Raw genomic sequence first — 23,287 nt, 5'->3', positions numbered from 1 at the left:
TCCCGTCCTCGCAGTCGGCGTTCTTGGAGCTGGAACCGTCGGCAGTCAGGTCATTCGTATTCTGCAGTCGAGCCGCGAGGAACTCGCCGCCCGATCGGGCGCGAAGATGGAAGTTCGTCGGGTTCTCGTTCGCGATGTGAATGCTCCGCGGGACGCGCCAATTGCTCGCGAGCTGCTGACGACGGACCCGGCTGAGGCCATCGATGGTATGGACCTGGTTGTCGAGCTGATCGGCGGCATCGAGCCGGCTCGCACGCTCGTGCTGCGCGCCCTCACCCGAGGCATCTCGGTCGTGACCGGCAACAAGGCCCTGCTGGCGACTCACGGGCCGGAACTCTACGAGGCCGCGGCTAACAACGAAGCCGACCTCTACTACGAGGCGGCCGTGGCCGGTGCCGTTCCCGTCGTGTACGGCCTGCGCGAATCCCTGGCGGGCGACCGCATCACGACCGTGATGGGAATCGTCAACGGGACAACGAACTTCATCCTGGATGCGATGAGTGCGAAGGGCCTCGGCTACGAGGAGGCGCTGGCGCAGGCGCAGGAGCTGGGTTTCGCCGAGGCGGATCCGACGGCGGACGTAGAAGGGCTGGATGCGGCCGCGAAGTGTTCGATCGTGGCCTCACTGGCTTTTCACACGCGCGTGGGCATCAACGACGTCGCGATCGAGGGCATCACGGGCGTGACGGCGCAGGATATGGAGGAAGCCGCGCGCGTCGGCCACACGATCAAGCTGCTGGCGATTGCCGAGCGGCGCACCGGCGAGGACGGACGCGAGGGCGTCGTGGCGCGCGTTCACCCCGCCCAGGTGCCCTCCGATCACCCGCTGGCGTTAGTCGATGGCGCCTTCAACGCGATCCTCGTTGAGGGAGAGGCCGCTGGACGCCTCATGTTCTACGGGCAGGGAGCCGGTGGCGCTCCCACGGCCTCGGCCGTCCTGTCGGATCTGGTCGCGGCGGCACACCACCGGGCCTTCGGGGGGCACGCTCCGCGCGAATCCGTGTACGCACACCTGCCGATCCTCGATCCGGGTTCGACGCGCACGCGCTACCAGATCCGCCTCCAGGTGGAAGATCGCCTGGGCGTCCTCTCCGATGTCGCGGGTATTTTTGCCCGCCACGGGGTGTCGATCCAGTCCGTTCACCAGCGTGGCGACTCCTCGCCCGGCGCGTGCGTCATCGTCGTCACCAGCCACGAGGCGCGCGAGGCGGATCTGCGCGCCGTCGTGGATGCGCTGGCCGCGTCCGATGCCGTGCGCGAAGTGACCTCAACGATCCGCGTCGAGGGTGAGTGACGTGCGCCTGCGTGATGACTTTGTCGCGGTCAAGGTGCCCGCGACCAGCGCGAACCTGGGACCCGGCTTCGACTGTATGGGACTCGCCCTCAACCTGTGGGACGAGGTGTGCGTCCACGCGGTAACGGGCCCCACGTTCGTCGAGGTTGAGGGAGAAGGAGCCGACAGTGTCGAGCGGGGGGAAGACAACCTCGTCGTTCGCGCCCTTCGGCTCGCTCTCGACCGCGTGGGGGCCCCGCAGGTTGGGGTGCGGATGCGATGCGCGAACCGCATCCCTCATTCGCGAGGCCTGGGGTCCTCGGCGGGCGCGATCGTTGCGGGCGTGGCGCTCGCGCGTGCGCTGATCGGCGAGCCGAGCGTGCTCGGCCGCCACGACATCCTGCAAATAGGGTCGCAGATGGAGGGACACCCGGACAACGTGGCCCCCGCGGTGTTTGGCGGGGCGACGGTGGCGTGGACGAACGAGGAGACGTCCCAGGCGGAAGCCGTTCGACTGTCACCGCCCGATGACATTTCGCCGGTCGCGTTCATTCCCGATTTCGAGGTGCATACCGCGGAGGCACGGGCTGCCCTGCCCGCGACCGTCCCCCACGTCGATGCGCGATATAACGTCGCCCGTGCATCCCTCCTTGCGGCACTTCTCTCGGGAAACGCTCGGGCGAGCGGGGGAGCGCAGATGCATTCCCTGCTGATGGAAGCCACGCGCGATCGACTGCACCAGGAACATCGGCGCTCGTCCATGGAGCCGTCGCTGTCCCTGGTCAAGTGGCTGCGCGGCGCCGACTGTGCCGCCGTCGTCTCCGGTGCGGGTCCCACGGTCCTGTCCCTCGAACCGGTGGGGGCGGACATTCGCCGCGATGCCGCGGCAGCCGGGTGGCGCGTGCTTGAGCTCGGGGTGGCTGCCAGGGGCGTGCAGATCACGCGCGGCGCCCTGGCGACGGCCGGCTTCTAGCGCCCACGCGCTCTGTGAGTTTGTGCGCAACGATCGCCAGCCGCGCCGTCTAATCGACAGGGGGGTGGCGGTTTTGCTATATTTTTTTCAGGTCCGTGTCGACTGCTCGATTCCGACCGTTGCGGTGCGCCTTCCTCGCACCTCTTTCCTTCAAGCTTTTTCTTGTGCTTGAACAATCACCTCGCCCGCTGTGGGCCCATTCCAGTAAGGATCACTTCGTGAGCAACGAAACCCCCGCCGAGATGACGACCACGTCGCTGTCGGCGATGAAGCTGCCCGAGCTGAAGGCTCTGGCCGCGTCCCGCGGACTGAAGGGATTCTCCCAGCTCCGCAAATCTCAGTTGATTGAGCTCCTGAGCAACGGTGCCAGCGCTTCGACCCCGCAAGAGACCGCTCCGCGCAAGGACGCCCCTGCCCAGGCCGAGGAAACCGCCGCGCAGCCGGTGTCCCAGGCGCGTTCAGCCGACGCATCCGCCTCGTCCACCACCGAGGCCCCCCGTCGTTCCCGGCGCCGCCGCGCGGCGTCCCAGGGCAGTGTCGAGCCTGCCCAGGTCACGCTTGACCTGCCGCTCCCCGCCGGAGAGCGGCAGGAGGCGACCCCAGAATCCGAGGGGCAAATTGTTGAGACCGTCCTGAACATTGAGCTGCCGGACGGTGACGACACCGAGGGGCGTCGCCCGCGCCGCGAGCGTGGTCGGCGTGGACGTCGCGAGCGTGACAACCGCGAGAATCGCGAGTCGCGCTCGGCTCGCGGAGCTGAGGATAACCTGGCCCCCATCGCAGGCATCCTCGACATCCAGGAGAACCACGCGTTCGTGCGCACCTCCGGATACCTGCCCGGCCCAAACGACGTGTACGTGACCCTGGGTAACGTGCGCCGCTGGGGCCTGCGTGCGGGTGACGCCGTTGCCGGCGCGGTCCGCCTGCCTCGCGAAGGAGAGCGTCAGCGCCAGAAGTACAACGCCCTGGTGCGCGTCGACTCCGTGAACGGCATGACGATCGAGCAGGCGCAGTCGCGCCGTGAGTTCGGCAAGCTGACCCCCGTCTATCCCTCCGAGCAGCTGCGCATGGAGACCTCGCCGAAGGCCTACACGCCGCGCGTGATCGACCTGGTTGCCCCCGTTGGTAAGGGCCAGCGAGGCCTCATCGTTTCGCCGCCGAAGGCCGGCAAGACCATGGTCATCCAGCAGATGGCCAAGGCGATCGAACTGAACAACCCCGAGGTGCACCTCATGGTTGTCCTGGTGGACGAGCGCCCCGAAGAGGTCACCGACATGCGCTCGATCGTCAAGGGCGAGGTCATCGCTTCGACCTTCGATCGCCCCGCCTCCGACCACACCACGGTCGCCGAGCTGGCGATTGAGCGCGCCAAGCGCCTCGTGGAGCTCGGGCAGGATGTCGTGGTCCTGCTGGACTCGCTGACGCGCCTGTCCCGCGCCTACAACCTGGCAGCGCCAGCCTCAGGGCGCATCCTCTCCGGCGGCGTTGACGCCTCCGCCCTGTACCCGCCAAAGAAGTTCTTTGGGGCAGCCCGCAACATCTCCGAGGGCGGCTCGCTGACGATCATCGCCTCCGCGCTGGTGGAGACCGGTTCGAAGATGGACGAGGTTATCTTCGAGGAGTTCAAGGGCACCGGTAACATGGAGCTGCGTTTGTCGCGTCAGCTCGCCGAGCGCCGGATCTTCCCCGCGATCGACCTCAACGCGTCGGGTACCCGACGCGAGGAGTTGCTCTTTAAGCCCGAGGAGCTGCGCATTATGTGGAGGCTCCGCCGCGTCCTGGGCACGCTCGATCAGCAGCAGGGCCTGGAACTGGTCCTGGACAAGCTCAAGGAAACGCAGTCGAACGCGGAGTTCCTCATGCTCATCCAGAAGACGACGCCCACAGACTGATCCGTGGGGACGGCGGGGGCAAGCGGCGCAACTGCCGTTCGCCCCCGCCTCGTCGTTTTAATGTTGAACGGCGACCTCGCATAGCCGATGTCACGCTTGGGGAAGGTTGCTATCGTGAGAATACGGTGGGCGCGTGTGGCATAATGTCGTGTCGGCTTACCGGTTCACCGGCATGCCCCAGGCGCTGCTCGCGCACTGGAGGGCGAGCCTCCGCCAGATGCGGGGGACGCTGCGTGTCCGGACCCGGGGCATCAAACGATCCAGGAGAATTCCATGAAGCAGGGTATTCACCCCGAATACGTGGACACCGTCGTGTCCTGCACGTGCGGCAATACGTTCCGCACCCGTTCCACCATCACCTCCGGTGAGATGCGCGTGGACGTGTGCTCGGCCTGCCACCCGTTCTACACGGGCAAGCAGAAGATTCTCGACACCGGCGGCCGCGTCGCCAAGTTCGAGGCTCGCTACGGTAAGCGCGTGCGCCCCTCCAAGTGAGGGCCAACGGCTAGCTCCGCGGCGGTGTCGGCGGCCTGACGGCTGGCGACGCCGCCGCTTTTTTCACTGCTATGAAGGGACGAGGTGAAACGTGGCCGCGACGGATGAGCTCAGCGCTCTGGAGCCGCTGCTGGAGGAATACGCGCGGGTGGAGTCGCAGATGGCGGAGCCAAAGACGCTGGCCGATCCGCGTCTGATGCGTCGCGTGGGTCGGCGTTACGCGGAGCTCGGGCGCGTGAAGGCGGCCGCCGATCGGCTGAGCGCGGCGGCGGGAGACCTGGAAGCCGCGCGAGAGCTGGCCGCAGAGGACCATTCGTTCGCCGACGAGATTCCGTCGCTCGAGGAGGAAGAATCCGCGGCGCACGAGGCGCTGGTGAAGATCCTCGCGCCACGGGACCCGGAGGACGCGATGGACGCCATCGTGGAGATCAAGGCCGGTGAAGGCGGCGAGGAGTCAGCGCTTTTTGCCTCGGACCTGGCGCGCATGTACGGACGGTACGCGGAGGCGCACGGCTGGAGCGTCACCGAGATGAGCTCGACCCCCACGGAGCTGGGCGGCTTCAAGGACATCACCCTTGCAATCCGAACCAAGGGGACCCCCGCACCCGACGAAGGGGTGTGGGCGCACCTGAAGTACGAGGGCGGAGTTCACCGCGTCCAACGTGTCCCGGTCACCGAGTCCCAGGGGCGCATTCACACGAGCGCGGTCGGGGTCTTTGTGATGCCGGAAATTGAAGACGATGACGAGATTGTCATCGACCCGAATGACCTGCGTATCGACGTCTATCGTTCGTCGGGGCCCGGTGGACAGTCGGTGAACACGACGGACTCAGCCGTGCGTATCACGCACCTTCCGTCCGGCATCGTCGTGTCGATGCAGAACGAGAAGTCGCAGTTGCAAAACAAGGAGGCCGCTCTGCGCGTGTTGGCCTCGCGCCTGGCCGCCGATGCGCGGGCGAAAAGGGAAGCGGAGGCCTCGGCACAACGCCTGTCCCAGGTGCGTACCGTGGATCGTTCCGAGCGCATTCGCACCTACAATTTCCCCGAGAACCGAATCGCCGATCACCGCACCGGCTTCAAGGCTCACAACCTCGACGCGGTCCTGTCGGGCGCGCTGGACCCCGTGATCGCGTCGCTGCAGGAAGCCGACGAGGCGGAACGCCTGGCGGCCGCCGCGCGTTCGTGAGCGGTGACGTGGAGGCCGGGTGGGCGCGACACGACGCCTATGCCTGGGTGCGCGATCGCCTGACCGAAGCCGGGGTCTCCTCGCCGGAAGCCGACGCGCGCGCGCTGCTCGAATGGGCGTGCGGGGCCTGCTCGCAATGGCAGCTCCCGCTCAGCCTCACCCCCGAACAAAGTGCGCGCCTGCGACGGGGGACGGGGCAGAGGGAGGCGCGCATCCCGCTCCAACACGTGACAGGGCGAATGTACTTCCGCTCGCTGACACTTTGCGCTGGGCCGGGGGTCTTTGTCGTGCGCCCCGAAACCGAGATACTGGCCGGCTTCGCGATAGACGAGGCCGTGGCTGCTCTGCGCGCACGCGGTCGGGCGCGCGTCGTCGACCTGTGCGCCGGATCCGGCGCGATCGCCCTGTCGGTTGCGACGGAGGCGCCCACGGCCGACGTGTGGGCCGTCGAGAGGGAAGCGAAAGCCTGCGCCCTGGCATCACAGAACCGCGAACTGGTCGGGGTGCCTCGACTCCACCTGGAACGGGCGGACGCAACCGATCCCGCAACGCTCGCGCGCCTAGATGGCACGGTCGATGTGGTCGTCACCAACCCGCCCTACGTGCCCGCCGACGAGATGCCCACGCAGCCCGAGGCCGCCGCCGACCCCGTCGGCGCCCTCTACGGGGGCAGCGCCGACGGCACCGACATCCCGGAGCGAATCGCGCGCCGGGCGCTGGCGCTGCTGCGCCCCGGAGGCGTGCTGTTGATGGAACACTCGCCCAGCCAGGCGCGCCTGATGCGCGAGCACGCCACCACGATGGGCATGATCGACGCCGTCACTCTGGTCGACCTGACGGATCGCCCGCGTTTCCTGCGGGCCAAAGCCCCACGCTCGACGGAGCACACCGGTTCCATGCCACAATGAGGCGTGATGAGTACTGAGACGATCCTGAGCGTCACCCCGTCTCTGGCGAAGGACGATCTGGCACGCGCTAAACGGGCGCTGCGAGACGGCCGCATCCTCGTGGTCCCCACGGATACCGTGTACGGGATCGGATGCGATGCCGCGAACCGCGCGGCGGTGGCGGCCCTCCTGGCGGCGAAAGGGCGCGGACGCCAGATGCCCCCGCCCGTGCTGGTCGCTTCGGCGGCCGCGATCGATTCCCTGTGCGTCGATGTCCCGGACGCCGCACGCGCGCTCGCCCGCGCCTTTTGGCCGGGTGGGCTCACCCTGATCCTGCGCGCGCGGCCCGACCTTGGGTGGGATCTCGGCGACACGGCAGGAACGATCGCACTGCGCATGCCCGACCAGGGCGCGCTGCTCCGGCTCCTATCCGAAGCCGGACCCATGGCCGTCACCTCCGCCAACCCGACAGGGAAGCCCCCGGCCACGACGGTAGCCCAGGCGGTTAACTACTTTCCCCAGGGCGTCGCCGCCTACCTCGATGCCGGACCGTCCGGGGCGACCACGGCCTCGTCCATCGTGGACCTCGCCCACGAGAGGCCCCGGATTATCCGCCCGGGCGCCATCGCTCCGGCGGCACTGAGCGAGGCAGCGGGCGTCGACATCCACCCCGCGGAGGTGCAGCGCCCATGATGGTCTACATGCTGTTGGCAGCCGTCGCCATGGCGTTGACGATTCTGCTGACCCCCGCCGTGCGCTGGACCTGCACGCGCTTCAACATCCTTCCACCGCTGCGCGGACGCGACCTGCAAAAGACCCCGATTCCCCGCCTCGGCGGCGTGGCCATGACGATCGCGCTGATCATCACCATGCTGCTCGCTTCCCGTATCCCCTACATGGCCCCCCTGTTTGCCACGACCATTCCCTGGGCCGTCATGCTCGGCGCCGCCGCCATGTGTGTCCTGGGCATCGTTGACGACATCATCGAACTCGACTGGATGGCCAAACTTGGCGGCCAAGTCCTGATTGCGGGCGGAATGGCATTCGGAGGAGTACAGCTCGCGTCCTTCCCGATCTTTGGCCTCACGCTGGGATCGTCCAGGCTCTGGCTCTTCGTCTCGGTGTTCTTTATCGTCGGCATCATGAACGCCGTCAATTTCATTGACGGACTCGACGGACTGGCCTCCGGCATGATCGCCATCGGCGCCGGATCGTTCTTCGTCTACTCCTACATCATCACCCGCCTCATGGGTGCCGCGTCCTATGCGACGACGGCGAGCCTCATCGTCATTGCCCTCCTCGGCGTGTGCGCGGGCTTCCTCTGGTTCAACTTCCACCCCTCCTCGATCATGATGGGCGGGGGAGCGGAAACCATGGGACTGGTCCTGGCCGCCGCCGGCATCATCGTCACAGGGAAGATAGATCCCTCGCTGCTCGGTCGCCAGCAGATGATCGTCTCCGCGCTGCCGCTCATCCTCCCGATGTCGGTGATCTTCATGCCGGTCGCCGATCTGGTCGTCACCTCGATTCGGCGCATGAAGCGAGGCAAGAGCCCCTTCGTCGCCGACCGCTCCCACTTTCACGACCGGCTCCTGGTTGCCGGACACTCCCACCGGGGGGTTGTCTCCATCCTGTGGATGTGGACCGCCATCGTCTGCGTTTCCGCCGTCGGTCTGCTCGTCTACGACTGGTGGCTCGTCGCGCTGGTCGCGATCAGCACGTCGGCCGTCGGCGTCGCCATCACTACCCGAGAATTTCCCAAGGAAGAAGCCCTCGCGGAGGAGACACTGACATGACCTACGTGCTCGCCGTCGCCATGGTCGTCGTCATCTGCGCGGCGCAGTGGTTTTTTACCTCCCGCGCGCTGCGTTCTCCCGCTCGTTTCATCGGGTGGGTGAGCGGCGGATACGCCGCGAAGATCGCCCTGCTCGCGCTGGGACTCTACCTGCCGAGCGCGTTCGGCGTAGACGTACACGTCGCCGCAATCGCGACGGTTGCCGCCATCATCGTTTCCTCAAGCGTCGAAATGGTGGTCATGGCGCGCAGGCACCCCGCAGACGATCCGCCGTGGGACGCCGAGTAACACCTGCGCATGCTCCGTGTCGCATATCTGTATAGAATGGCTGAGTTATACGCGCTGCACAATTGTCCATGGAGTTCTGATGAAGGAGACACACTCGGTGTCTGATCACGCGCCTGCTCCCCAGATCGCGTCCAAGCCGCGCTGGTACTGGGTGAGTCTCGCGGTCCTTCTCGCCATCATCGCGGCGACCGCCTACCCCGCGTTCACGCAACACCCGCACCAACCAGCGCTCACAGACTTCTTTCCTTCCACCATCTTCGGCGAGGGAACAGCCTTCGCGTTCAACCGGCTCACGCTGGCCCGCCTCGTTATGGGACTGCTCGTGTGTATCGTCCTCGTGGCCGTCGCGCGCAAACCGAAGATGGTTCCCACGCGCTCCCAGATGGTCGTTGAGGCCATCGCCGGGTACGTGCGTGACAACGTCGCGCTGGACATGCTGGGGCCGAAGATGGGCCGCAAGTTTTCGGGCTTCATCGGATTCCTATTTTTCGGTGTCCTCGCGATGAACATCGCCGGCATCCTCCCTGGCATCAACATCGCCGCGTCGTCCGTCGTGGCGGTGCCGATGGTGTTTGCCGTCATTACATGTGTGACGTTCATCGGAGCCGGCATCGCCAAGCAGGGCGTGGGAGGGTTCTTCGTAGCCCAGCTTTTCCCGCCAGGACTGCCCGTCCCCATGTACCTGCTCATCACGCCCATCGAGTTCCTCTCGAGCTTCGTTGTCCGTCCCGTCACATTGACGCTGCGACTCCTGTGCAACATGATCTCCGGGCACCTGCTGTTGGGAATGACGTACTTCGGTACCGCGTTCTTGCTCCACGAACTGTCCGTCTTGTCGGCGGCGGCTGCCCTCACCGGCGTGGCCATGTTTGTCATGACCGGCTTTGAGGTCTTCGTGGCGCTCCTCCAGGCTTACATTTTCACGATCCTGTCGACCGTGTACATCAAGCTGTCCATCGAACATCACTGACCCCAACGCCACACGGCGTTCCAAACAGAAGGAAACCACACATGGGAACCGCAGCATTCGCTTACATCGGTTATGGCCTGGCCACCCTGGGCCCCGCCCTCGGCATCTCCATCGTCGTCGGCAAGACTCAGGAGGCAACAGCCCGTCAGCCCGAGGTTGCTGGTCGTCTCTTCACGAACATGATCATCGGCGCCGGTATGGTCGAGGCCCTGGGCCTGATCGGCTTCGTTCTGCCGCTCATCGTTAAGTGACCGTCATGCACCAGATTGTCGCCGCTGCGGACCAGGAGGTCGGCGGCCTCGCCGTCATCCTGCCGCCGCTGTACGAGATTTTCTGGTCGGCTATCGTTTTGCTTATTGTCCTGCTCCTCGTGGGCCGCTACGCTCTTCCTCGCATCTACAAGACGATGGACGCGCGGGCCGCCGCGATCGAGGAGGGCCTCGGCGCCGCGGAGCAAGCGAAGGCCGATCAGGCCGCAGCCGCGCGCGAACGCGAGGAGATCATTCGCCAGGCACACGCCGAGGCGCACGAGATTCGCGAGCGCGCCAACGACGAGGCGAAGGCCATCGTGGCCGTCGCCCGCCAGGAGGCGGCCAGCGAGGCCACTCGTATCCTTGAAGCCTCGGAGCGTCAGCTTCTCGCCGAGAAGCAGGCCGCGCAAATCTCCCTGCGCTCCGAGGTCGGACTGCTTGCCTCCGAGCTGGCCGAGAAGATCATCGGTGAGCAGCTCACAGACACGGCGCTGACCTCCCGCGTGGTTGATCGTTTCCTTGACGAGCTCGAGGCCGACAGCGCCCGGGTCGGGGAGAAACGATGACACAGATGCGTACGATCGAGTCCGTTCCCTTCGCGGGTGACCTCTTCACGGCCCTTTTGGTGCCGGGCACCGACGCGATGCGGGTCGCCGAGGATTTTTTTGGCCTGGCCGACCTGTTCAAGGAAAACACTCGTCTCGCGCGTGCGCTGACAGACCCGGCGCGTTCGGTCGCCGACAAGCAGGGACTCGCGGAGCGCGCCTTCGCCTCCCACGTGACGTCCGCGTCGCTGAGCGTCGTCCGCGCCGTCGTGGCGGACCACTGGCGGCGGCCCCACGACATCAACGACGCGCTGGAGGTCCTGGGGATCCTGGCGGTTCTCAATGCGGCGGGTGCGCGCGGTGCGCTTGACCAGGTTCGCGAGGAGCTTTTCCAGGTGCGCTACTTCCTGGCTCACCACCGCGAGGTGCGGGTGCGACTGTCCGATACCGCCACGGGAGACGCCCACGAGCGCGGCGACCTGGCCTCCCAGCTCTTCGCGCAGCGTGTCAGCGCGTGGACTATGCGCCTGCTGCGTCGCGCGGTGGGCCGTTCCAACCACGGTCGCCTCCTGCACAACCTGCGTCGCTACGCGCAGTGGGCGGCCACCATGCAGGATCGCCTGTTCGTCACGGTGGCCACGGCCCATCCGATGAGCGACGCCCAGGTGTCGCGTCTGCGAGCGATCCTCGAAAAGCGCTACGGCGTGACCGTTGACCTGGCGATCTCGATCAATCCGGATCTCATCGGAGGCTTTCGGCTGCGCGCTGGAATGAGCGCGATCGATGCGTCCCTGGCGACCAGGCTCGGTACCGCAAGGGAAGCGATCGCAAGCTAGTGTCCCTCGTCCTCACACACTGTCACCTATCAATCAGTTAGGAATCCTCATGGCTGACCTCAGCATCTCCCCGGAGGAAATCCGCGGAGCACTGGACTCCTTCATGGAGTCCTACCGTCCGGCGGACGTGGCTACCGAAGAGGTGGGCCACGTCATCGAAACGGCCGATGGTATCGCGCACGTCGAGGGTCTGCCCGGCACTATGGCGAATGAGCTGCTGCGTTTCGAAGACGGGACGCTGGGCCTGGCTATGAACCTCGACCAGCGAGAGATCGGCGCCGTCGTCCTCGGTGACTTCGGCGGTATCGAAGAGGGGCAGGTCGTCCACCGCACAGGCGAGGTACTCTCTGTGCCGGTCGGCGATGGCTACCTGGGCCGCACGGTTGACCCCCTGGGGCGTCCCATCGACGGCCTCGGCGACATCACGGACCTTGACGGGCGCCGCGCCCTCGAGCTGCAGGCCCCCGGCGTCATGATGCGCAAGAGCGTCCACGAGCCGCTCGCGACCGGCCTGAAGGCCATCGATTCGATGATCCCCATCGGTCGCGGACAACGCCAGCTCATCATCGGCGACCGCAAGACCGGCAAGACCGCGATCGCGCTCGACACGATCCTCAACCAGCGTGAGAACTGGAAGAGTGGCGACCCGGACAAGCAGGTGCGCTGCATCTACGTGGCGATCGGTCAGAAGGGGTCGACCATCGCGTCCGTTCGCTCGACGCTTGAAGACGCGGGAGCCATGGAGTACACGACCATCGTCGCCTCCCCGGCCTCCGATCCCGCCGGTTACAAGTACATGGCGCCCTACACGGGGTCCGCCATCGGCCAGCACTGGATGTACCAGGGCAAGCACGTCCTCATCGTCTTCGATGACCTGTCCAAGCAGGCCGAGGCCTACCGCGCGGTCTCGCTGCTGCTGCGCCGCCCGCCGGGGCGCGAGGCGTACCCGGGTGATGTCTTTTACCTGCACTCCCGCCTGCTTGAGCGCTGCGCGAAGCTGTCGGACGCGCTCGGCGCAGGCTCGATGACGGGCCTGCCCATTATCGAGACGAAGGCGAACGACGTGTCGGCCTACATCCCGACCAACGTCATCTCTATTACCGACGGCCAGATTTTCCTGCAGTCCGACCTGTTCAACGCGAACCAGCGTCCCGCTGTCGACGTCGGCATCTCCGTTTCTCGCGTCGGTGGCGCCGCGCAGCCCAAGGCCATGAAGAAGGTCGCCGGCACCCTCAAGCTGACGCTCGCGCAGTACCGTTCGATGGCCGCCTTCGCGATGTTCGCCTCCGACCTGGACGCGGCGACCCGCCGCCAGCTCACCCGCGGCGAGCGCCTGATGGAGCTGCTCAAGCAGCCGCAGTCGACGCCGTACGCCATGGAGGACCAGGTTGCGTCCATCTGGATGGGCACGCACGGCTACCTCGACGATATCGAGGTGAGCGACGTGCGTCGTTTTGAGCGCGGACTGCTCGATCACCTGCGGGCCAATTCGACGGTGCTCGAGGCGATCGCCTCGACCGGCGATCTGGAATCAGAGACCGAGGAGGCCCTCACGAGGGCCGTCGAGGAGTTCCACAGCCAGTGGCTCAGCGCCGGTCGTGGCGTGCTGGACACCGAGGAGAGCGAGGTCGTGGCGGAGCACACCCGCGAAGAGATCTCCCGCAGTCGCACGAGCGAGAAGGCCTAGGCGATGGGCGGACAGCAGAGGATCTACAAGCAGCGTATCGCCTCAACGACGACGCTCGCGAAGGTCTTCCGCGCCATGGAGATGATCGCCGCGTCTCGCATCGGCGCGGCGCGGCGTGCCGCCACCGAGGCGGGGCCCTATGAGAAGGCCCTCACCCAGGCGGTCGCGGCGGTCGCGGTTCACACGGATCTGAACCATCCGCTGACGGAGGAACGCGAGGACACGAACCGTGTCGCCGTTGTGGTCGTGGCGTCGGATCGCGGAATGGCCGGAGCCTACTCGGCGACCATCCTGCGCGAGTCGGAGAAACTGATCACGGACCTTACGGAGGACGGGCGCGAACCCGTGCTCTACACCTTCGGGCGCAGGGCATCGGCCTACTTCCGCTTCCGCGGTGTGGCCATCGAACGCGAATGGGAGGGCGAGTCCGATTCGCCGACCCCTGAAACCGCGCGCGAGATGGCGAACGTGCTGCTCGAACGCTTCCTGGACCCCGATCCCGCCCGGGGCGTCGCCGCGTTGCACCTCGTGTACACGTGTTTTAGGACGATTATGAGTCAGGTGCCCGAGGTGCGCCAGATGCTGCCGCTGACGGTCGTGGATGCACCCGAATCCGACGAGGAACGAGAGCGCGAACGCGGCTACGCGGACGATCCGGCGTCGGCGCTCCCGGAATACGAGTTTATCCCCTCACCCGAGGCCGTATTGGACACCCTGCTGCCCCTGTACGTCCAGGCGCGCATCCACAACGTCCTGCTGCAGTCCGCCGCGTCGGAGCTGGCATCGCGTCAACGTGCCATGCACACGGCGACGGATAATGCGCAGGAACTCATCACCAAGTACACGCGACTGGCGAACTCGGCCCGCCAGGCGGAAATCACCCAGGAAATCACCGAAATCGTGGGCGGGGCCGACGCTCTGGGCGCGAGCTGAGCCCTTCGAGACACGGAGTAAAACCATGACTGATACACCTGCAATCGCCGAAGGGCGCGTCGCACGCGTCGTCGGCCCTGTCGTCGATGTCGAGTTTCCGCCGGACCGCATTCCGCCGCTGTACAACGCGCTGACCGTCGACGTGAATCTCGCCGGGCAGGGCGAGGGGGAGACGACGTTCACCATGACGCTCGAGGTCGCCCAGCACCTGGGTGACAACCTCGTTCGCACAATCGCGCTCAAGCCCACGGATGGCCTCGTGCGCGGCACCCCTGTGATCGACACGGGAGCCCCCATTTGCGTTCCCGTTGGCGACGTGACCAAGGGGCACGTGTTCAATGTGACGGGCGACGTGCTGAACCTTGACGAGGGCGAGACGCTTGAGGTCAAGGAGCGCTGGCCGATCCATCGCCAGCCCCCGGCCTTCGACCAGCTTGAGGCGCGTACCAAGATGTTCGAGACCGGCATCAAGGTCATTGACCTGTTGACTCCCTACGTTCAGGGTGGAAAAATCGGCCTTTTCGGCGGCGCCGGCGTGGGTAAGACGGTCCTCATCCAGGAAATGATTCAACGCGTGGCACAGGATCACGGCGGCGTGTCCGTGTTCGCCGGAGTCGGCGAACGTACCCGTGAGGGCAATGACCTGATCGGCGAGATGGAGGAAGCGGGGGTCTTCGACAAGACCGCGCTCGTCTTCGGTCAGATGGACGAGCCCCCGGGCACGCGTTTGCGTATCGCGCTGACGGGCCTGACCATGGCGGAGTACTTCCGCGACGTGCAGCACCAGGACGTCCTGCTGTTCATCGACAACATCTTCCGCTTCACGCAGGCGGGTTCCGAGGTGTCGACCCTGCTGGGCCGTATGCCCTCGGCCGTGGGCTATCAGCCCAACCTTGCTGACGAGATGGGGCAGCTGCAGGAACGCATCACCTCGGCTGGCGGCCACTCGATCACGTCGCTGCAGGCGATTTATGTTCCCGCCGACGACTATACGGACCCGGCTCCGGCGACGACCTTCGCCCACCTGGACGCGACGACCGAGCTGTCCCGTGAGATCGCGGCAAAGGGCATCTATCCCGCCGTGGATCCGCTGGCCTCGTCCTCGCGTATCCTCGATCCGGCCCTGGTCGGAAGCGAGCACTACGACGTCGCCACGCACGTGAAGGCGATCCTGCAAAAGAACAAGGAACTGCAGGACATCATCGCGATCCTCGGCGTTGACGAGCTGAGCGAGGACGACAAGGTCACTGTTGCGCGCGCGCGTCGTATCGAGCAGTTCCTGTCCCAGAACATGTACATGGCCGAGAAGTTCACGGGGGTTCCCGGCTCGACCGTTCCCCTGTCGGAGACCATCGAGGCGTTCAAACGCATTGCCGAGGGCAACTACGACGATGTTCCCGAGCAGGCGTTCTACAACTGCGGTGGCATCGATGACCTGGAGCGCAACGCCCGCGAGCTGAGTGAGGAAGCCTGATGGCATCGGGCAGGTCCTTGCAGGTTGAGGTCGTCTCTCATGAGGGGCGCCTGTGGCACGGCGGCGCGACGTCCGTTCAGATTCCGACGGTGGACGGGAGCCTGGGGGTGCTGCCGGGGCGCCAGCCGCTGCTCACCCAGCTGGACGAGGGCACCGTCACGGTGACGAGCCCGGGTGAGATCCTGTCTTTTACCATCAGCGGGGGGTTCGCGTCGGTTGACTCCGACTTTGTCACGGTTGTGGCGGACCACGCTAGTGTGGCATCACAGTAGTTCGACGGAGCGCGGGAGGACCTCATGAGCCTGATGCATGCAGTGATGTGGTGCGTGGTCCTCCTCGCCTGCTCCGGCGCGATCCTGTGGGTGTACATGAACGTGCGCGCCCGCAGGATCGCCTCGCGTTTGGGCGCCTTCCGCTGCTGGTCGCGCCCAGATGTTCAATCCGGCTGGACGGCTGGTATCGGCGTGTACGGCGTGGAGGAGCTGTCGTGGTACCGGCTCGTCGGTCTCTCCCTCTCTCCGGTCTATACGATCCCGCGTTCCGGCCTGGAAGTATCCGCCCCGATTGCTCATTCGGCGGACGGTTCTGTGGTGGAGGTGCGCCTGGCCTACGGTGAGCATCGTTACGAGGTCGCCGTGGAACGCCTGACATATAACGGGTTGGTGTCCTGGGTCGAGTCGGGTCCTCCGCGCCTGGTGTGAGCGGGATTGGTAAGCTCACGGGGTGCGTATTGTTATTGCTACCTGCACCGTCGATTATTCTGGGCGTCTGAGCGCTCACCTGGATCCCGCCAAGCGCGTCATCATGTTCAAGGGTGACGGCTCGGTCCTGATCCACTCCGAGGGCGGCTCCTACAAGCCGCTGAACTGGATGACGGCTCCATGCACGGTCTCCGTGGGGGAACCGGGCGAAGACGAATCGGACGCGGAGCAGATCTGGACCGTTCAAGCGGACAAGACAGACGACAAGCTGGTGATCCGCATCCACGACGTGATCGCTGACGTGTCGGAGAACCTGGGCGTGGATCCGGGGCTGATCAAGGACGGCGTGGAGGCCCACCTACAGGAGCTGCTGGCGGAGCAGGTTCCTCAGGTCCTCGGCGAGGGGTGGGAGCTGGTGCGCCGTGAGTACCCGACGCCGGTCGGACCGGTAGACCTGATGGTGCGCGATGCTCAAGGAGGGCACGTGGCGATCGAGGTGAAGCGTCGGGGCGGCATCGACGGCGTCGAGCAGCTGACGCGCTACCTGTCCCTGCTGGGGCGAGACGCGCTTTTAGGGGACGTGACGGGGATCTTTGCGGCGCAGGAGATCACGAAGCAGGCGCGCACGCTGGCCGAGGACCGTGGGATTCGCTGCGTGGTGCTGGACTACGACGCGATGCGCGGTTTTGACGATCCATCCTCCAGGCTGTTCTGATGGTGGCGGTGGCCGATACCAGCCTGGCGCGCATCGTCGCCCAGGGGCTGGTGCCGCTCACACGCGGCAGCGATCCCGTGGCCGCCGTCGAGTTGCTGCTCGCTGTCCAAGGCCAGATGGTGCGTGCGATCCCGTGGGCGATCGGCGCGCGCTGCACCGCGGTCACGCGCGCTCAGGTCGCCGAGTCCTTCCATTCGGGTGAGCTCGTCCGATCCTGGCCGATGCGCGACACGTTGCATGTGACAAGCGCGCGCGATCATCACTGGCTGCGTCGGTTGCTGCGCCACCGATACGCTTCGTGGATTCGTCAATCGACGGGGTTGGGGCTCAGCGATGCTCTCGTCGAGAACGCCGCGGCGGCGGTGTTCGAGCTGCTGGGAGAGAACCCCTCGGGTGTGAGCCGCAGCGAGGTCATCCGCGCCTGGGATGAGGCTGGTATCGCAACCGTCACCTCGGGAGCTGTAGGCGGGGTGCGGCAACGTCATCTGGTCAAGAGGCTTTTCCTCGACGGCGTGCTCGTCTCTGGTCCGCTCCGGGGCGGGGAGCACCTGATCGTTGATGCCCGGCAGCTGCCGGGCGCTCCGGGCGTCGCGAAGGGGGAGTCCGGGCACGAGGAGGCGCTCGCGCTCCTGGCCGCCCGCTACGCGTGGGGACACGGCCCCGTGGATGCTGCGGACCTTGCTCGGTGGGCGGGGCTGACGCTCACCGAGGCGCGTCGTGCGCTGGCGGGTTCGGCCCAGATCGGCGAGAGTATCGGTCGGCCGCTCATCTCGCGTGAGGGGCGCGTCGCGCGGGCCGATATTGATGACCTTGTCGAACGTAGCCGCGACGAGGCCCGGGCAGTGTTTGCGCTGCCCTCCTTCGACGAGCTGCATGTTGGGTATCGTGACCGTTCGTGCCTGACCGACCGGGCTGGTGAGGCCCTCATCTGTCCTGGGGCGAATGGGATGTTCCGCCCCATCGTCGTTGCGAACGGACGGGTCGTTGCGGCGCGTTCTCCCGGCGGTGACCTTACCTTCACCGAGGGAGGCTCCTCCTATGCGGAAGAAGCTCAGCGTGAAATGGCGCGCTGGGGAGATTGGTTGTTTGAGAAGCGGCGCTGAACTGTCAGGTGTGCCACAATGAGGACATGACTGATTGTGTGCTGCGTGGCCGCCTGGTGCTGGAAGATTCCGTTGTCGACGACGGAATTATTGAGATCGACGGCTCTACCATTACCCGCATCTGCCCCGTGTCAAACTACGACGCTGCGCTGCCCGAGGCATCGGATTCGACCTTCCTGCCCGGCCTGGTGGACGTTCACTGCCACGGCGGAGGCGGTGAATCCTTCCCGAACGCCGAGACTGCCGAGGCCGCCCTCGTGGCCGTCATGGAGCATCGCCGCCACGGGACGACTTCCCTGGTTGCCTCCTGCGTGACCGCTTCGGCGGACGTGCTGCGCAGACGTGCCGCGACGCTGGCCCAGCTGGCGAACGATTCCGAGATTGCGGGCATCCACTTTGAGGGCCCCTTCGTCTCCCACGAGCGCTGCGGAGCACAGGATCCGACCTACATCATCGACCCCGATCCTTCCCTAACGCTGACACTGCTCAAGGACTGCCAGGGACACGCGCTGTCGATGACGCTCGCCCCGGAAAAACCCGGAGCGTACGGCCCGGGTTCTGTGGCCGAAGCGCTCATCGATGGGGGAGCGCTGCCCTCGTGGGGCCACACGGACTCCAATTCGGTCATGGCGCGCCAGGCGCTGGAATACTCCCGCGAGCGATTCGCGGAGGTGAAGACAAAGCGTGGCCCTCGGGCAACGATCACGCACCTGTTCAATGGCATGCGGCCCCTGCACCACCGTGACACGGGTCCGGTCGCCGAGTTTTTGTCGGACGCGGCGCGCGGCGGCGCGGTCGTCGAGCTGATCTGCGATTCGATCCACGTCGACCCGACGCTGGTGCGTGACGTGTACGAGATGGTGGGGCGCGAGCACGTCGTGTTCGTTACCGACGCGATGGCCGCCGCGGGCATGCCCGACGGCGAGTACACGCTGGGGCCTCAGGACGTCGTCGTCAGGGACGGCGTTGCGCGCCTCGCCCAGGGCAACGCGATCGCTGGAGGCACTGCGCACCTGCTGGACTGCGTGCGCGTCGCCGTCACCCGCGGCGGCATCCCTCTGGTGGATGCCGTCTACATGGCGTCCGCCCAGGGTGCCACCATACTGGGCGACGACACGATCGGTTCGCTCGCCGCCGGTAAGAAGGCGGACGTCGTCGAGGTTGACGCGCAGCTGAACGTGCACCGCGTGTGGCGCCGTGGCACTGTAGTCGCGTGAGAGGTAAACGCAGCAAGAAGCGACCGTGGGGTGAGGCGCGCCCCCTGCAGATGGACCGCCTCGCCTCTGCGGCGCGCACGGAACGCGGTCCCGACGGCGGGGACTACCAAGTGCGCCATTTGCCCAGTGCCTCCAAGGAGTACACGTGTCCGGCCTGCCTGCGCCCGATCCTGAAGGGTACCGCTCACGTGGTGGCATGGCCGGAGGAGACCCCCTTCGGGCTGCCTCAGGGGGTGAATGGGCGCCGCCACTGGCACTCCGAATGCTGGCGGCGCGGGCTTCGACCGGTGTAGCTATGGATGTGATGTATCACTGCCTCGCGTGCGAACACGGTCGTTGCTGTGGTTAGCACGTAGAGTGGGGACTGAATAATGCCCTCAGCGTGGGCATGGAGATGAGGAGCAACCGTGGAATTTCTTAAGCGATACGTGGTGGCAGCGTCGATGGGCGTTGTCTCTCTCGTATGCGTCCTCGTCGGGCTGCTCGGCGTGACCGTACTCCGACCCCCGACGCAACAGGTCTCGTCGGTCGAATCGGCGACGGATCTGATCATGACGCGCGGCAACGTGCTGTCGATCGTGAAGGATGACGTGACAGTCACTGCGACGTCGAAGTCGGGTGCAGCCGTGACGCTGGGCATCGGTACGACGCAGGACGTCAAGGGGTGGATCGGCGACGCGGCCTACACCGAGGTCATCGGCGTGGAGTCGGATCGCAAGAAGCTGAAAGCCGAGTCACACGAGGCCGTTTCGTCGGGAAATACGACACCGACCGGGCCGTCGCAGTCCGGCGTGCAGTCGGGCGCCCAGCCCCTGAAGGAACCCACGTCCGCGGATCTGGTGTCGCAGCTGGCCTCCTCCGACATGTGGTTCAAGAAGGCCAGCGGCGAGGGAACCGTGAGCTTGGACCTGGAGAACGTGTCGGCCGGAAAGTCCGCCCTGGCGGTGTCCGCGGCCGGCGCGGGCGACCTGACGCTCACGCTCACGTGGAAGGTTGAGCAGACGAACACGCTGGCGATCATCGCCTTCCTTGCCGCCTGCGTGTTTGCCCTGATCGCGCTCGCGCTGTTCCTGACGCGTTGGCAGCTGCTGCGCTTGCGCAGGATTCGTGCCGCGCGCATCGAGGAACGCCGTAAGGCCGATTCCCTTGAAACCGCCTCGATCAACTCCGCGGCAGTCGCCGAGCGCGTCGCCGCCGACCGTGGATCATCTCCCGCCCCCGATACCGACGGGGCAGCGGAGCGAGAAAATATGAGCGGCCCGTCGGGCGCGCAGCACAAGACCGAACAAAGTGATGAGTGGGCAGCCGCTGGCTTAGCGGCGTCCCCCGAGGATGTGGTACCCCTGGAGCCTTCCATAGAAGACACGGCAATTCGCGACGTTCCCCCGGCCTCGTATCAGGACAGGAGGGAAGCGGCCGAGCGGTTAGCGACCCCCGATCCGGGCACCGAGGCCGTCGGTCAGGACGCCTACGTTCCCGATCCATTGAGGGACACCGTGAAGCGTCGCGGCCATCACGACCCGGAGCGCGCGATCGATCCGGACGTCGCCGAGCGCGGCCAAGACGATTACGTCCCCGATCCGTTAACGGACACCCTGAAGCGTCGCGGTCGTCACGGCCTGGAGCAGGGGCCGATCGATCAGGATCCGCCCGAGCGCGCCACGACGGACACCGGCGTCATCGATCTGTCTGGTATTCGGGGTGGGCGCACCCTGCCGTCGCGTCGCGCACTGCGCGAAGCCCGCAATAACGGCGAGCACATTGTCGTGGTGGACGGCCAGGAATTCAACACTGGATTGATCCCCGTGACCCGTCCCCAAAACTCCGAGCAGACACCCGCACCGACCTCGGCCCCCGACGATGACGCTTCGGCGACCGGAGGCTGGACGTCGATCATGTCCGGCTGGCTCACAGAGGGCGAAGAGGATAGGCGATGAAACGACGGACACTGGCGACGGCAACCGCCACCCTGCTCTTGGCCTCTACCCTCGGGATCAGCGCGTGCTCGGGCGAGATTGTCGCCCAGTCGGAGGCTGACGCCCAGAGCGCGGCGAACCTTGACCTGGAGCGCATCTCTTCCGTGCTTGGTGAGGCCGGTACGGCTATGACGAAGGCGGACGGCTCACTGAACGCCTCCGACCTGTCTGGGCGTGTTTCGCAGGGCGCCCTGGCGACCCGGACCGCGCAGTACGCGCTCGCGAGTGCGACGGGGCAGACTCCGCAGACCCTCGACTTCACCCCCACCTCGCTGGCGATCACGAACTCTGAATCGTGGCCCCGTGCGATCTTCAACATCTCTGGATCGTCCTCTACAGCCCTGCCGGTCCTGCAGGTGTACGTGCAGGACTCGGCTCGTTCCGACTATCAGCTGACCAACTACGCTCGCCTCCTGGGCGGCACCCAGCTGACGCTGCCGCCCGTCGGCACCGGATCGGCGTACGTCACCGGCACCTCCGACGGCTTCACCGTGAGCCCCGACACGGCTCTGGCGCAGTACATTACGATGCTGAACTCCGGCAGCCAAGACACCACTCAATTCGTCGCGGATGAGTTCACGAAGTTGTACCTGTCGAACGTGGCGGACATTAATTCGTCCGTCAGCGCGGCCGGCACCGTGACGGCTGCCGCGACAGCGTCGGACTACCCGATCTCGGGCCTGGTCTTGCAGGATGGATCGGCACTGGTGGCCGCCAACTTCAAGTACACCCTCACCTACCAGAGGACAGTCGCGGGGGCGACCATGAGCCTCGCCGGGAATACGGCGGCGCTCAGCTCCTCAGGCACGAGCGTGGAGGGATCAGCGACAGTGGACTACCTGGCGACCGTCCTCATGCGCATCCCGTCGCAGAGCGCCGGCGGAACCATCCAGGTCGTCGGGGGAGAACGAACCATCGTCTCGGTCAGCCTGGATTCCTCCAGCAGCCCGGGCTGAGTTTCACCCTCAGCGCAGAGCTCGTCCCCGCGACCAAGTGGCGCGGGGACTACGCCTATCATCGAGTAGGAAGAAAACTTAAGTTAGATAGGACCACGATGAACACGTCAGATTCACGTTCCGCAGCGCCCGAGGCGGCCCCGACTCCCGCCGATTCGCACGGAGCTATCGATCTGTCGGCGCGCGCGACCGCGCTCACCCGGGAGGACACGCCCACGGCACCTCCGGCCGGAGAGGGGTTGCACCTGCCACTCATCACATCTATAGGCGAGGCCGATTTTGAGGGAGTCCTGTCAACGTCGCAGACCGTCCCGGTCGTCCTCGTCATGTGGTCCTCCCGATCCCTGGAGTCGAAGCCGACCCTGGCCATGCTGGAGGCGATAACGCGCGAGCAGGCGGGCGCGTTCCAGCTGGTCGAGATCGACATCGACCAGGCCCCGCAGATCGCACAGGCCTTCCCAATCCAGGCCGTTCCCACGGTCGTCGCCCTGGTGGGTGGACGCCCCCGTTCCGCTCTTCCAGGGGAGCGCGGCGAAGGAACAGGTGCTTCCCGTTATTGCACAGGTTCTCGAGGCCGCCGCTCAGATGGGCGTACGGCGCGCATCGCCGTTGCCGCGGCGGATACGGTGGCCCCGATCCCTCCCGAACCGAGGCACCGCTCTCCGCCGAGGCCGAGGGACGCCTGGACGAAGCGATCGCGGGCTGGGAGAAGGTCATCGAGCTGAACCCGCGTGACGAAGCCGCCAAGGCGCACCTGTCTCGCGTGCGCCTCGCGGCGCGCAGCGCCGACGCCGACCGCTCGGATCCCGCCGCGCGCGACGCCCTCTTCGCGGCGGGCGACGCCGCCGTAGCCTTCGATGCTGCTCAACCTGATCGGATCGGCCACCGACGACCGGGACGCGACGCTCTGCGCCTGCGCCTGCTCGACCTCTTCCGCGTCGCCGGATCGACCCCGAGGTGACAAAAGCGCGCACGCGCCTGGCGATGCTGCTCATGTGAGAATGCAGCCGCGAGGGGCCCCGACGCGAACTCATCGGGTCGCAAGTGCTACCATCGGAACGGTCTAACAGACCGGGGACGAGCGGATTTCTTGCAAGCCCGACGGCGTTTACCCGCGCACGACACGCGATGATC

The 23,287-nt window shown here is 66.1% G+C and carries 24 protein-coding genes and 1 pseudogene; all 25 read left to right on the top strand.

Annotated elements, in window-relative coordinates; genetic code table 11:
* A partial coding sequence (locus BLT68_RS05440; protein WP_242649304.1) for a homoserine dehydrogenase occupies positions 1–1,294 on the top strand: 1,294 nt, incomplete at its 5' end.
* A gap of 1 nt (position 1,295) precedes the next feature.
* The gene (thrB, locus tag BLT68_RS05435) at positions 1,296–2,246 is read left to right on the top strand and encodes a homoserine kinase (protein ID WP_074633236.1); all 951 of its coding nucleotides are present in this window, start codon (positions 1,296–1,298) and stop codon (positions 2,244–2,246) included.
* A 218-nt stretch (positions 2,247–2,464) separates the two neighbouring features.
* A complete protein-coding gene (gene rho, locus BLT68_RS05430; protein ID WP_198482599.1) occupies positions 2,465–4,138 on the top strand; it encodes a transcription termination factor Rho in 1,674 nt (557 codons plus the stop codon).
* A gap of 273 nt (positions 4,139–4,411) precedes the next feature.
* Positions 4,412–4,633 carry a 50S ribosomal protein L31 gene (gene rpmE, locus BLT68_RS05425; protein ID WP_050694928.1) on the top strand — a complete coding sequence of 74 codons (222 nt, stop codon included), beginning with the start codon at positions 4,412–4,414 and terminating at the stop codon, positions 4,631–4,633.
* A 91-nt stretch (positions 4,634–4,724) separates the two neighbouring features.
* Positions 4,725–5,819 (top strand): peptide chain release factor 1, encoded by a 1,095-nt coding sequence (gene prfA / locus BLT68_RS05420; RefSeq protein ID WP_050694927.1) that lies wholly within the window; start codon positions 4,725–4,727, stop codon positions 5,817–5,819.
* Complete coding sequence (locus BLT68_RS05415; protein ID WP_074633232.1) at positions 5,816–6,727, top strand: N5-glutamine methyltransferase family protein; 912 nt, start codon at positions 5,816–5,818, stop codon at positions 6,725–6,727. Before prfA ends, BLT68_RS05415 begins: the two co-directional genes overlap by 4 nt.
* 6 nt (positions 6,728–6,733) lie before the next feature.
* Positions 6,734–7,399 (top strand): L-threonylcarbamoyladenylate synthase, encoded by a 666-nt coding sequence (locus BLT68_RS05410; protein WP_074633230.1) that lies wholly within the window; start codon positions 6,734–6,736, stop codon positions 7,397–7,399.
* Positions 7,396–8,502 (top strand): MraY family glycosyltransferase, encoded by a 1,107-nt coding sequence (locus tag BLT68_RS05405; RefSeq protein WP_074633229.1) that lies wholly within the window; start codon positions 7,396–7,398, stop codon positions 8,500–8,502. Before BLT68_RS05410 ends, BLT68_RS05405 begins: the two co-directional genes overlap by 4 nt.
* Positions 8,499–8,789, top strand: a complete 291-nt coding sequence (locus BLT68_RS05400) for a hypothetical protein (RefSeq protein ID WP_074633227.1) — start codon at positions 8,499–8,501, stop codon at positions 8,787–8,789. The genes BLT68_RS05405 and BLT68_RS05400 overlap by 4 nt, the downstream gene beginning before the upstream one ends.
* A gap of 79 nt (positions 8,790–8,868) precedes the next feature.
* The gene (gene atpB, locus BLT68_RS05395; protein WP_173546194.1) at positions 8,869–9,759 is read left to right on the top strand and encodes a F0F1 ATP synthase subunit A; all 891 of its coding nucleotides are present in this window, start codon (positions 8,869–8,871) and stop codon (positions 9,757–9,759) included.
* Positions 9,760–9,800: 41 nt separating this feature from the next.
* Entirely contained in the window at positions 9,801–10,010 is a 210-nt protein-coding gene (gene atpE, locus BLT68_RS05390) for an ATP synthase F0 subunit C (protein WP_050694922.1), read from the top strand.
* Between the two features lie 5 nt (positions 10,011–10,015).
* A complete protein-coding gene (gene atpF, locus BLT68_RS05385) occupies positions 10,016–10,576 on the top strand; it encodes a F0F1 ATP synthase subunit B (RefSeq protein ID WP_050694921.1) in 561 nt (186 codons plus the stop codon).
* On the top strand, positions 10,573–11,391 hold the full coding sequence (locus tag BLT68_RS05380; protein WP_074633226.1) for a F0F1 ATP synthase subunit delta: 819 nt from the start codon (positions 10,573–10,575) through the stop codon (positions 11,389–11,391). Before atpF ends, BLT68_RS05380 begins: the two co-directional genes overlap by 4 nt.
* A 49-nt stretch (positions 11,392–11,440) precedes the next feature.
* On the top strand, positions 11,441–13,078 hold the full coding sequence (atpA, locus tag BLT68_RS05375; protein WP_050694919.1) for a F0F1 ATP synthase subunit alpha: 1,638 nt from the start codon (positions 11,441–11,443) through the stop codon (positions 13,076–13,078).
* A 3-nt stretch (positions 13,079–13,081) separates the two neighbouring features.
* On the top strand, positions 13,082–14,011 hold the full coding sequence (locus BLT68_RS05370; RefSeq protein ID WP_050694918.1) for a F0F1 ATP synthase subunit gamma: 930 nt from the start codon (positions 13,082–13,084) through the stop codon (positions 14,009–14,011).
* A 25-nt stretch (positions 14,012–14,036) separates the two neighbouring features.
* A complete protein-coding gene (gene atpD, locus BLT68_RS05365) occupies positions 14,037–15,485 on the top strand; it encodes a F0F1 ATP synthase subunit beta (protein WP_050694917.1) in 1,449 nt (482 codons plus the stop codon).
* Positions 15,485–15,757: a F0F1 ATP synthase subunit epsilon gene (locus tag BLT68_RS05360; RefSeq protein ID WP_074633224.1), complete on the top strand. Its 273-nt coding sequence runs from the start codon at positions 15,485–15,487 to the stop codon at positions 15,755–15,757. The genes atpD and BLT68_RS05360 overlap by 1 nt, the downstream gene beginning before the upstream one ends.
* 24 nt (positions 15,758–15,781) lie before the next feature.
* Positions 15,782–16,186, top strand: a complete 405-nt coding sequence (locus BLT68_RS05355; protein ID WP_074633222.1) for a DUF2550 family protein — start codon at positions 15,782–15,784, stop codon at positions 16,184–16,186.
* A 22-nt stretch (positions 16,187–16,208) separates the two neighbouring features.
* Entirely contained in the window at positions 16,209–16,901 is a 693-nt protein-coding gene (gene nucS, locus BLT68_RS05350; RefSeq protein WP_074633221.1) for an endonuclease NucS, read from the top strand.
* Positions 16,901–18,004: a DNA glycosylase AlkZ-like family protein gene (locus tag BLT68_RS05345; protein ID WP_074632691.1), complete on the top strand. Its 1,104-nt coding sequence runs from the start codon at positions 16,901–16,903 to the stop codon at positions 18,002–18,004. Before nucS ends, BLT68_RS05345 begins: the two co-directional genes overlap by 1 nt.
* A gap of 26 nt (positions 18,005–18,030) precedes the next feature.
* On the top strand, positions 18,031–19,221 hold the full coding sequence (locus BLT68_RS05340; RefSeq protein WP_074632688.1) for an N-acetylglucosamine-6-phosphate deacetylase: 1,191 nt from the start codon (positions 18,031–18,033) through the stop codon (positions 19,219–19,221).
* A gap of 50 nt (positions 19,222–19,271) precedes the next feature.
* On the top strand, positions 19,272–19,514 hold the full coding sequence (locus BLT68_RS05335; RefSeq protein ID WP_074632720.1) for a hypothetical protein: 243 nt from the start codon (positions 19,272–19,274) through the stop codon (positions 19,512–19,514).
* A 150-nt stretch (positions 19,515–19,664) separates the two neighbouring features.
* Positions 19,665–21,158: a hypothetical protein gene (locus BLT68_RS05330; RefSeq protein WP_074632718.1), complete on the top strand. Its 1,494-nt coding sequence runs from the start codon at positions 19,665–19,667 to the stop codon at positions 21,156–21,158.
* Positions 21,155–22,153 carry a hypothetical protein gene (locus BLT68_RS05325; RefSeq protein WP_074632686.1) on the top strand — a complete coding sequence of 333 codons (999 nt, stop codon included), beginning with the start codon at positions 21,155–21,157 and terminating at the stop codon, positions 22,151–22,153. The genes BLT68_RS05330 and BLT68_RS05325 overlap by 4 nt, the downstream gene beginning before the upstream one ends.
* A gap of 98 nt (positions 22,154–22,251) precedes the next feature.
* Positions 22,252–23,152, top strand: a pseudogene (locus BLT68_RS05320) (tetratricopeptide repeat protein).
* Positions 23,153–23,287: the final 135 nt, after the last annotated feature.

Source organism: Schaalia meyeri, from assembly GCF_900105015.1.
Taxonomy (GTDB): domain Bacteria; phylum Actinomycetota; class Actinomycetes; order Actinomycetales; family Actinomycetaceae; genus Pauljensenia; species Pauljensenia meyeri.
This window is presented reverse-complemented; position numbering and strand designations above follow the sequence as displayed.

What these genes read in the sequence shown, in the direction of transcription:
- rpmE (WP_050694928.1), top strand. Translation starts at nt 4,412, where the DNA reads ATGAAGCAGGGTATTCACCCCGAATACGTGGACACCGTCGTGTCCTGC.
- BLT68_RS05410 (WP_074633230.1), top strand. Translation starts at nt 6,734, where the DNA reads ATGAGTACTGAGACGATCCTGAGCGTCACCCCGTCTCTGGCGAAGGAC.
- BLT68_RS05405 (WP_074633229.1), top strand. Translation starts at nt 7,396, where the DNA reads ATGATGGTCTACATGCTGTTGGCAGCCGTCGCCATGGCGTTGACGATT.
- BLT68_RS05400 (WP_074633227.1), top strand. Translation starts at nt 8,499, where the DNA reads ATGACCTACGTGCTCGCCGTCGCCATGGTCGTCGTCATCTGCGCGGCG.
- atpB (WP_173546194.1), top strand. Translation starts at nt 8,869, where the DNA reads ATGAAGGAGACACACTCGGTGTCTGATCACGCGCCTGCTCCCCAGATC.
- atpE (WP_050694922.1), top strand. Translation starts at nt 9,801, where the DNA reads ATGGGAACCGCAGCATTCGCTTACATCGGTTATGGCCTGGCCACCCTG.
- atpF (WP_050694921.1), top strand. Translation starts at nt 10,016, where the DNA reads ATGCACCAGATTGTCGCCGCTGCGGACCAGGAGGTCGGCGGCCTCGCC.
- BLT68_RS05380 (WP_074633226.1), top strand. Translation starts at nt 10,573, where the DNA reads ATGACACAGATGCGTACGATCGAGTCCGTTCCCTTCGCGGGTGACCTC.
- atpA (WP_050694919.1), top strand. Translation starts at nt 11,441, where the DNA reads ATGGCTGACCTCAGCATCTCCCCGGAGGAAATCCGCGGAGCACTGGAC.
- BLT68_RS05370 (WP_050694918.1), top strand. Translation starts at nt 13,082, where the DNA reads ATGGGCGGACAGCAGAGGATCTACAAGCAGCGTATCGCCTCAACGACG.
- atpD (WP_050694917.1), top strand. Translation starts at nt 14,037, where the DNA reads ATGACTGATACACCTGCAATCGCCGAAGGGCGCGTCGCACGCGTCGTC.
- BLT68_RS05360 (WP_074633224.1), top strand. Translation starts at nt 15,485, where the DNA reads ATGGCATCGGGCAGGTCCTTGCAGGTTGAGGTCGTCTCTCATGAGGGG.
- BLT68_RS05355 (WP_074633222.1), top strand. Translation starts at nt 15,782, where the DNA reads ATGAGCCTGATGCATGCAGTGATGTGGTGCGTGGTCCTCCTCGCCTGC.
- BLT68_RS05345 (WP_074632691.1), top strand. Translation starts at nt 16,901, where the DNA reads ATGGTGGCGGTGGCCGATACCAGCCTGGCGCGCATCGTCGCCCAGGGG.
- BLT68_RS05340 (WP_074632688.1), top strand. Translation starts at nt 18,031, where the DNA reads ATGACTGATTGTGTGCTGCGTGGCCGCCTGGTGCTGGAAGATTCCGTT.
- BLT68_RS05335 (WP_074632720.1), top strand. Translation starts at nt 19,272, where the DNA reads ATGGACCGCCTCGCCTCTGCGGCGCGCACGGAACGCGGTCCCGACGGC.
- BLT68_RS05330 (WP_074632718.1), top strand. Translation starts at nt 19,665, where the DNA reads ATGGGCGTTGTCTCTCTCGTATGCGTCCTCGTCGGGCTGCTCGGCGTG.
- BLT68_RS05325 (WP_074632686.1), top strand. Translation starts at nt 21,155, where the DNA reads ATGAAACGACGGACACTGGCGACGGCAACCGCCACCCTGCTCTTGGCC.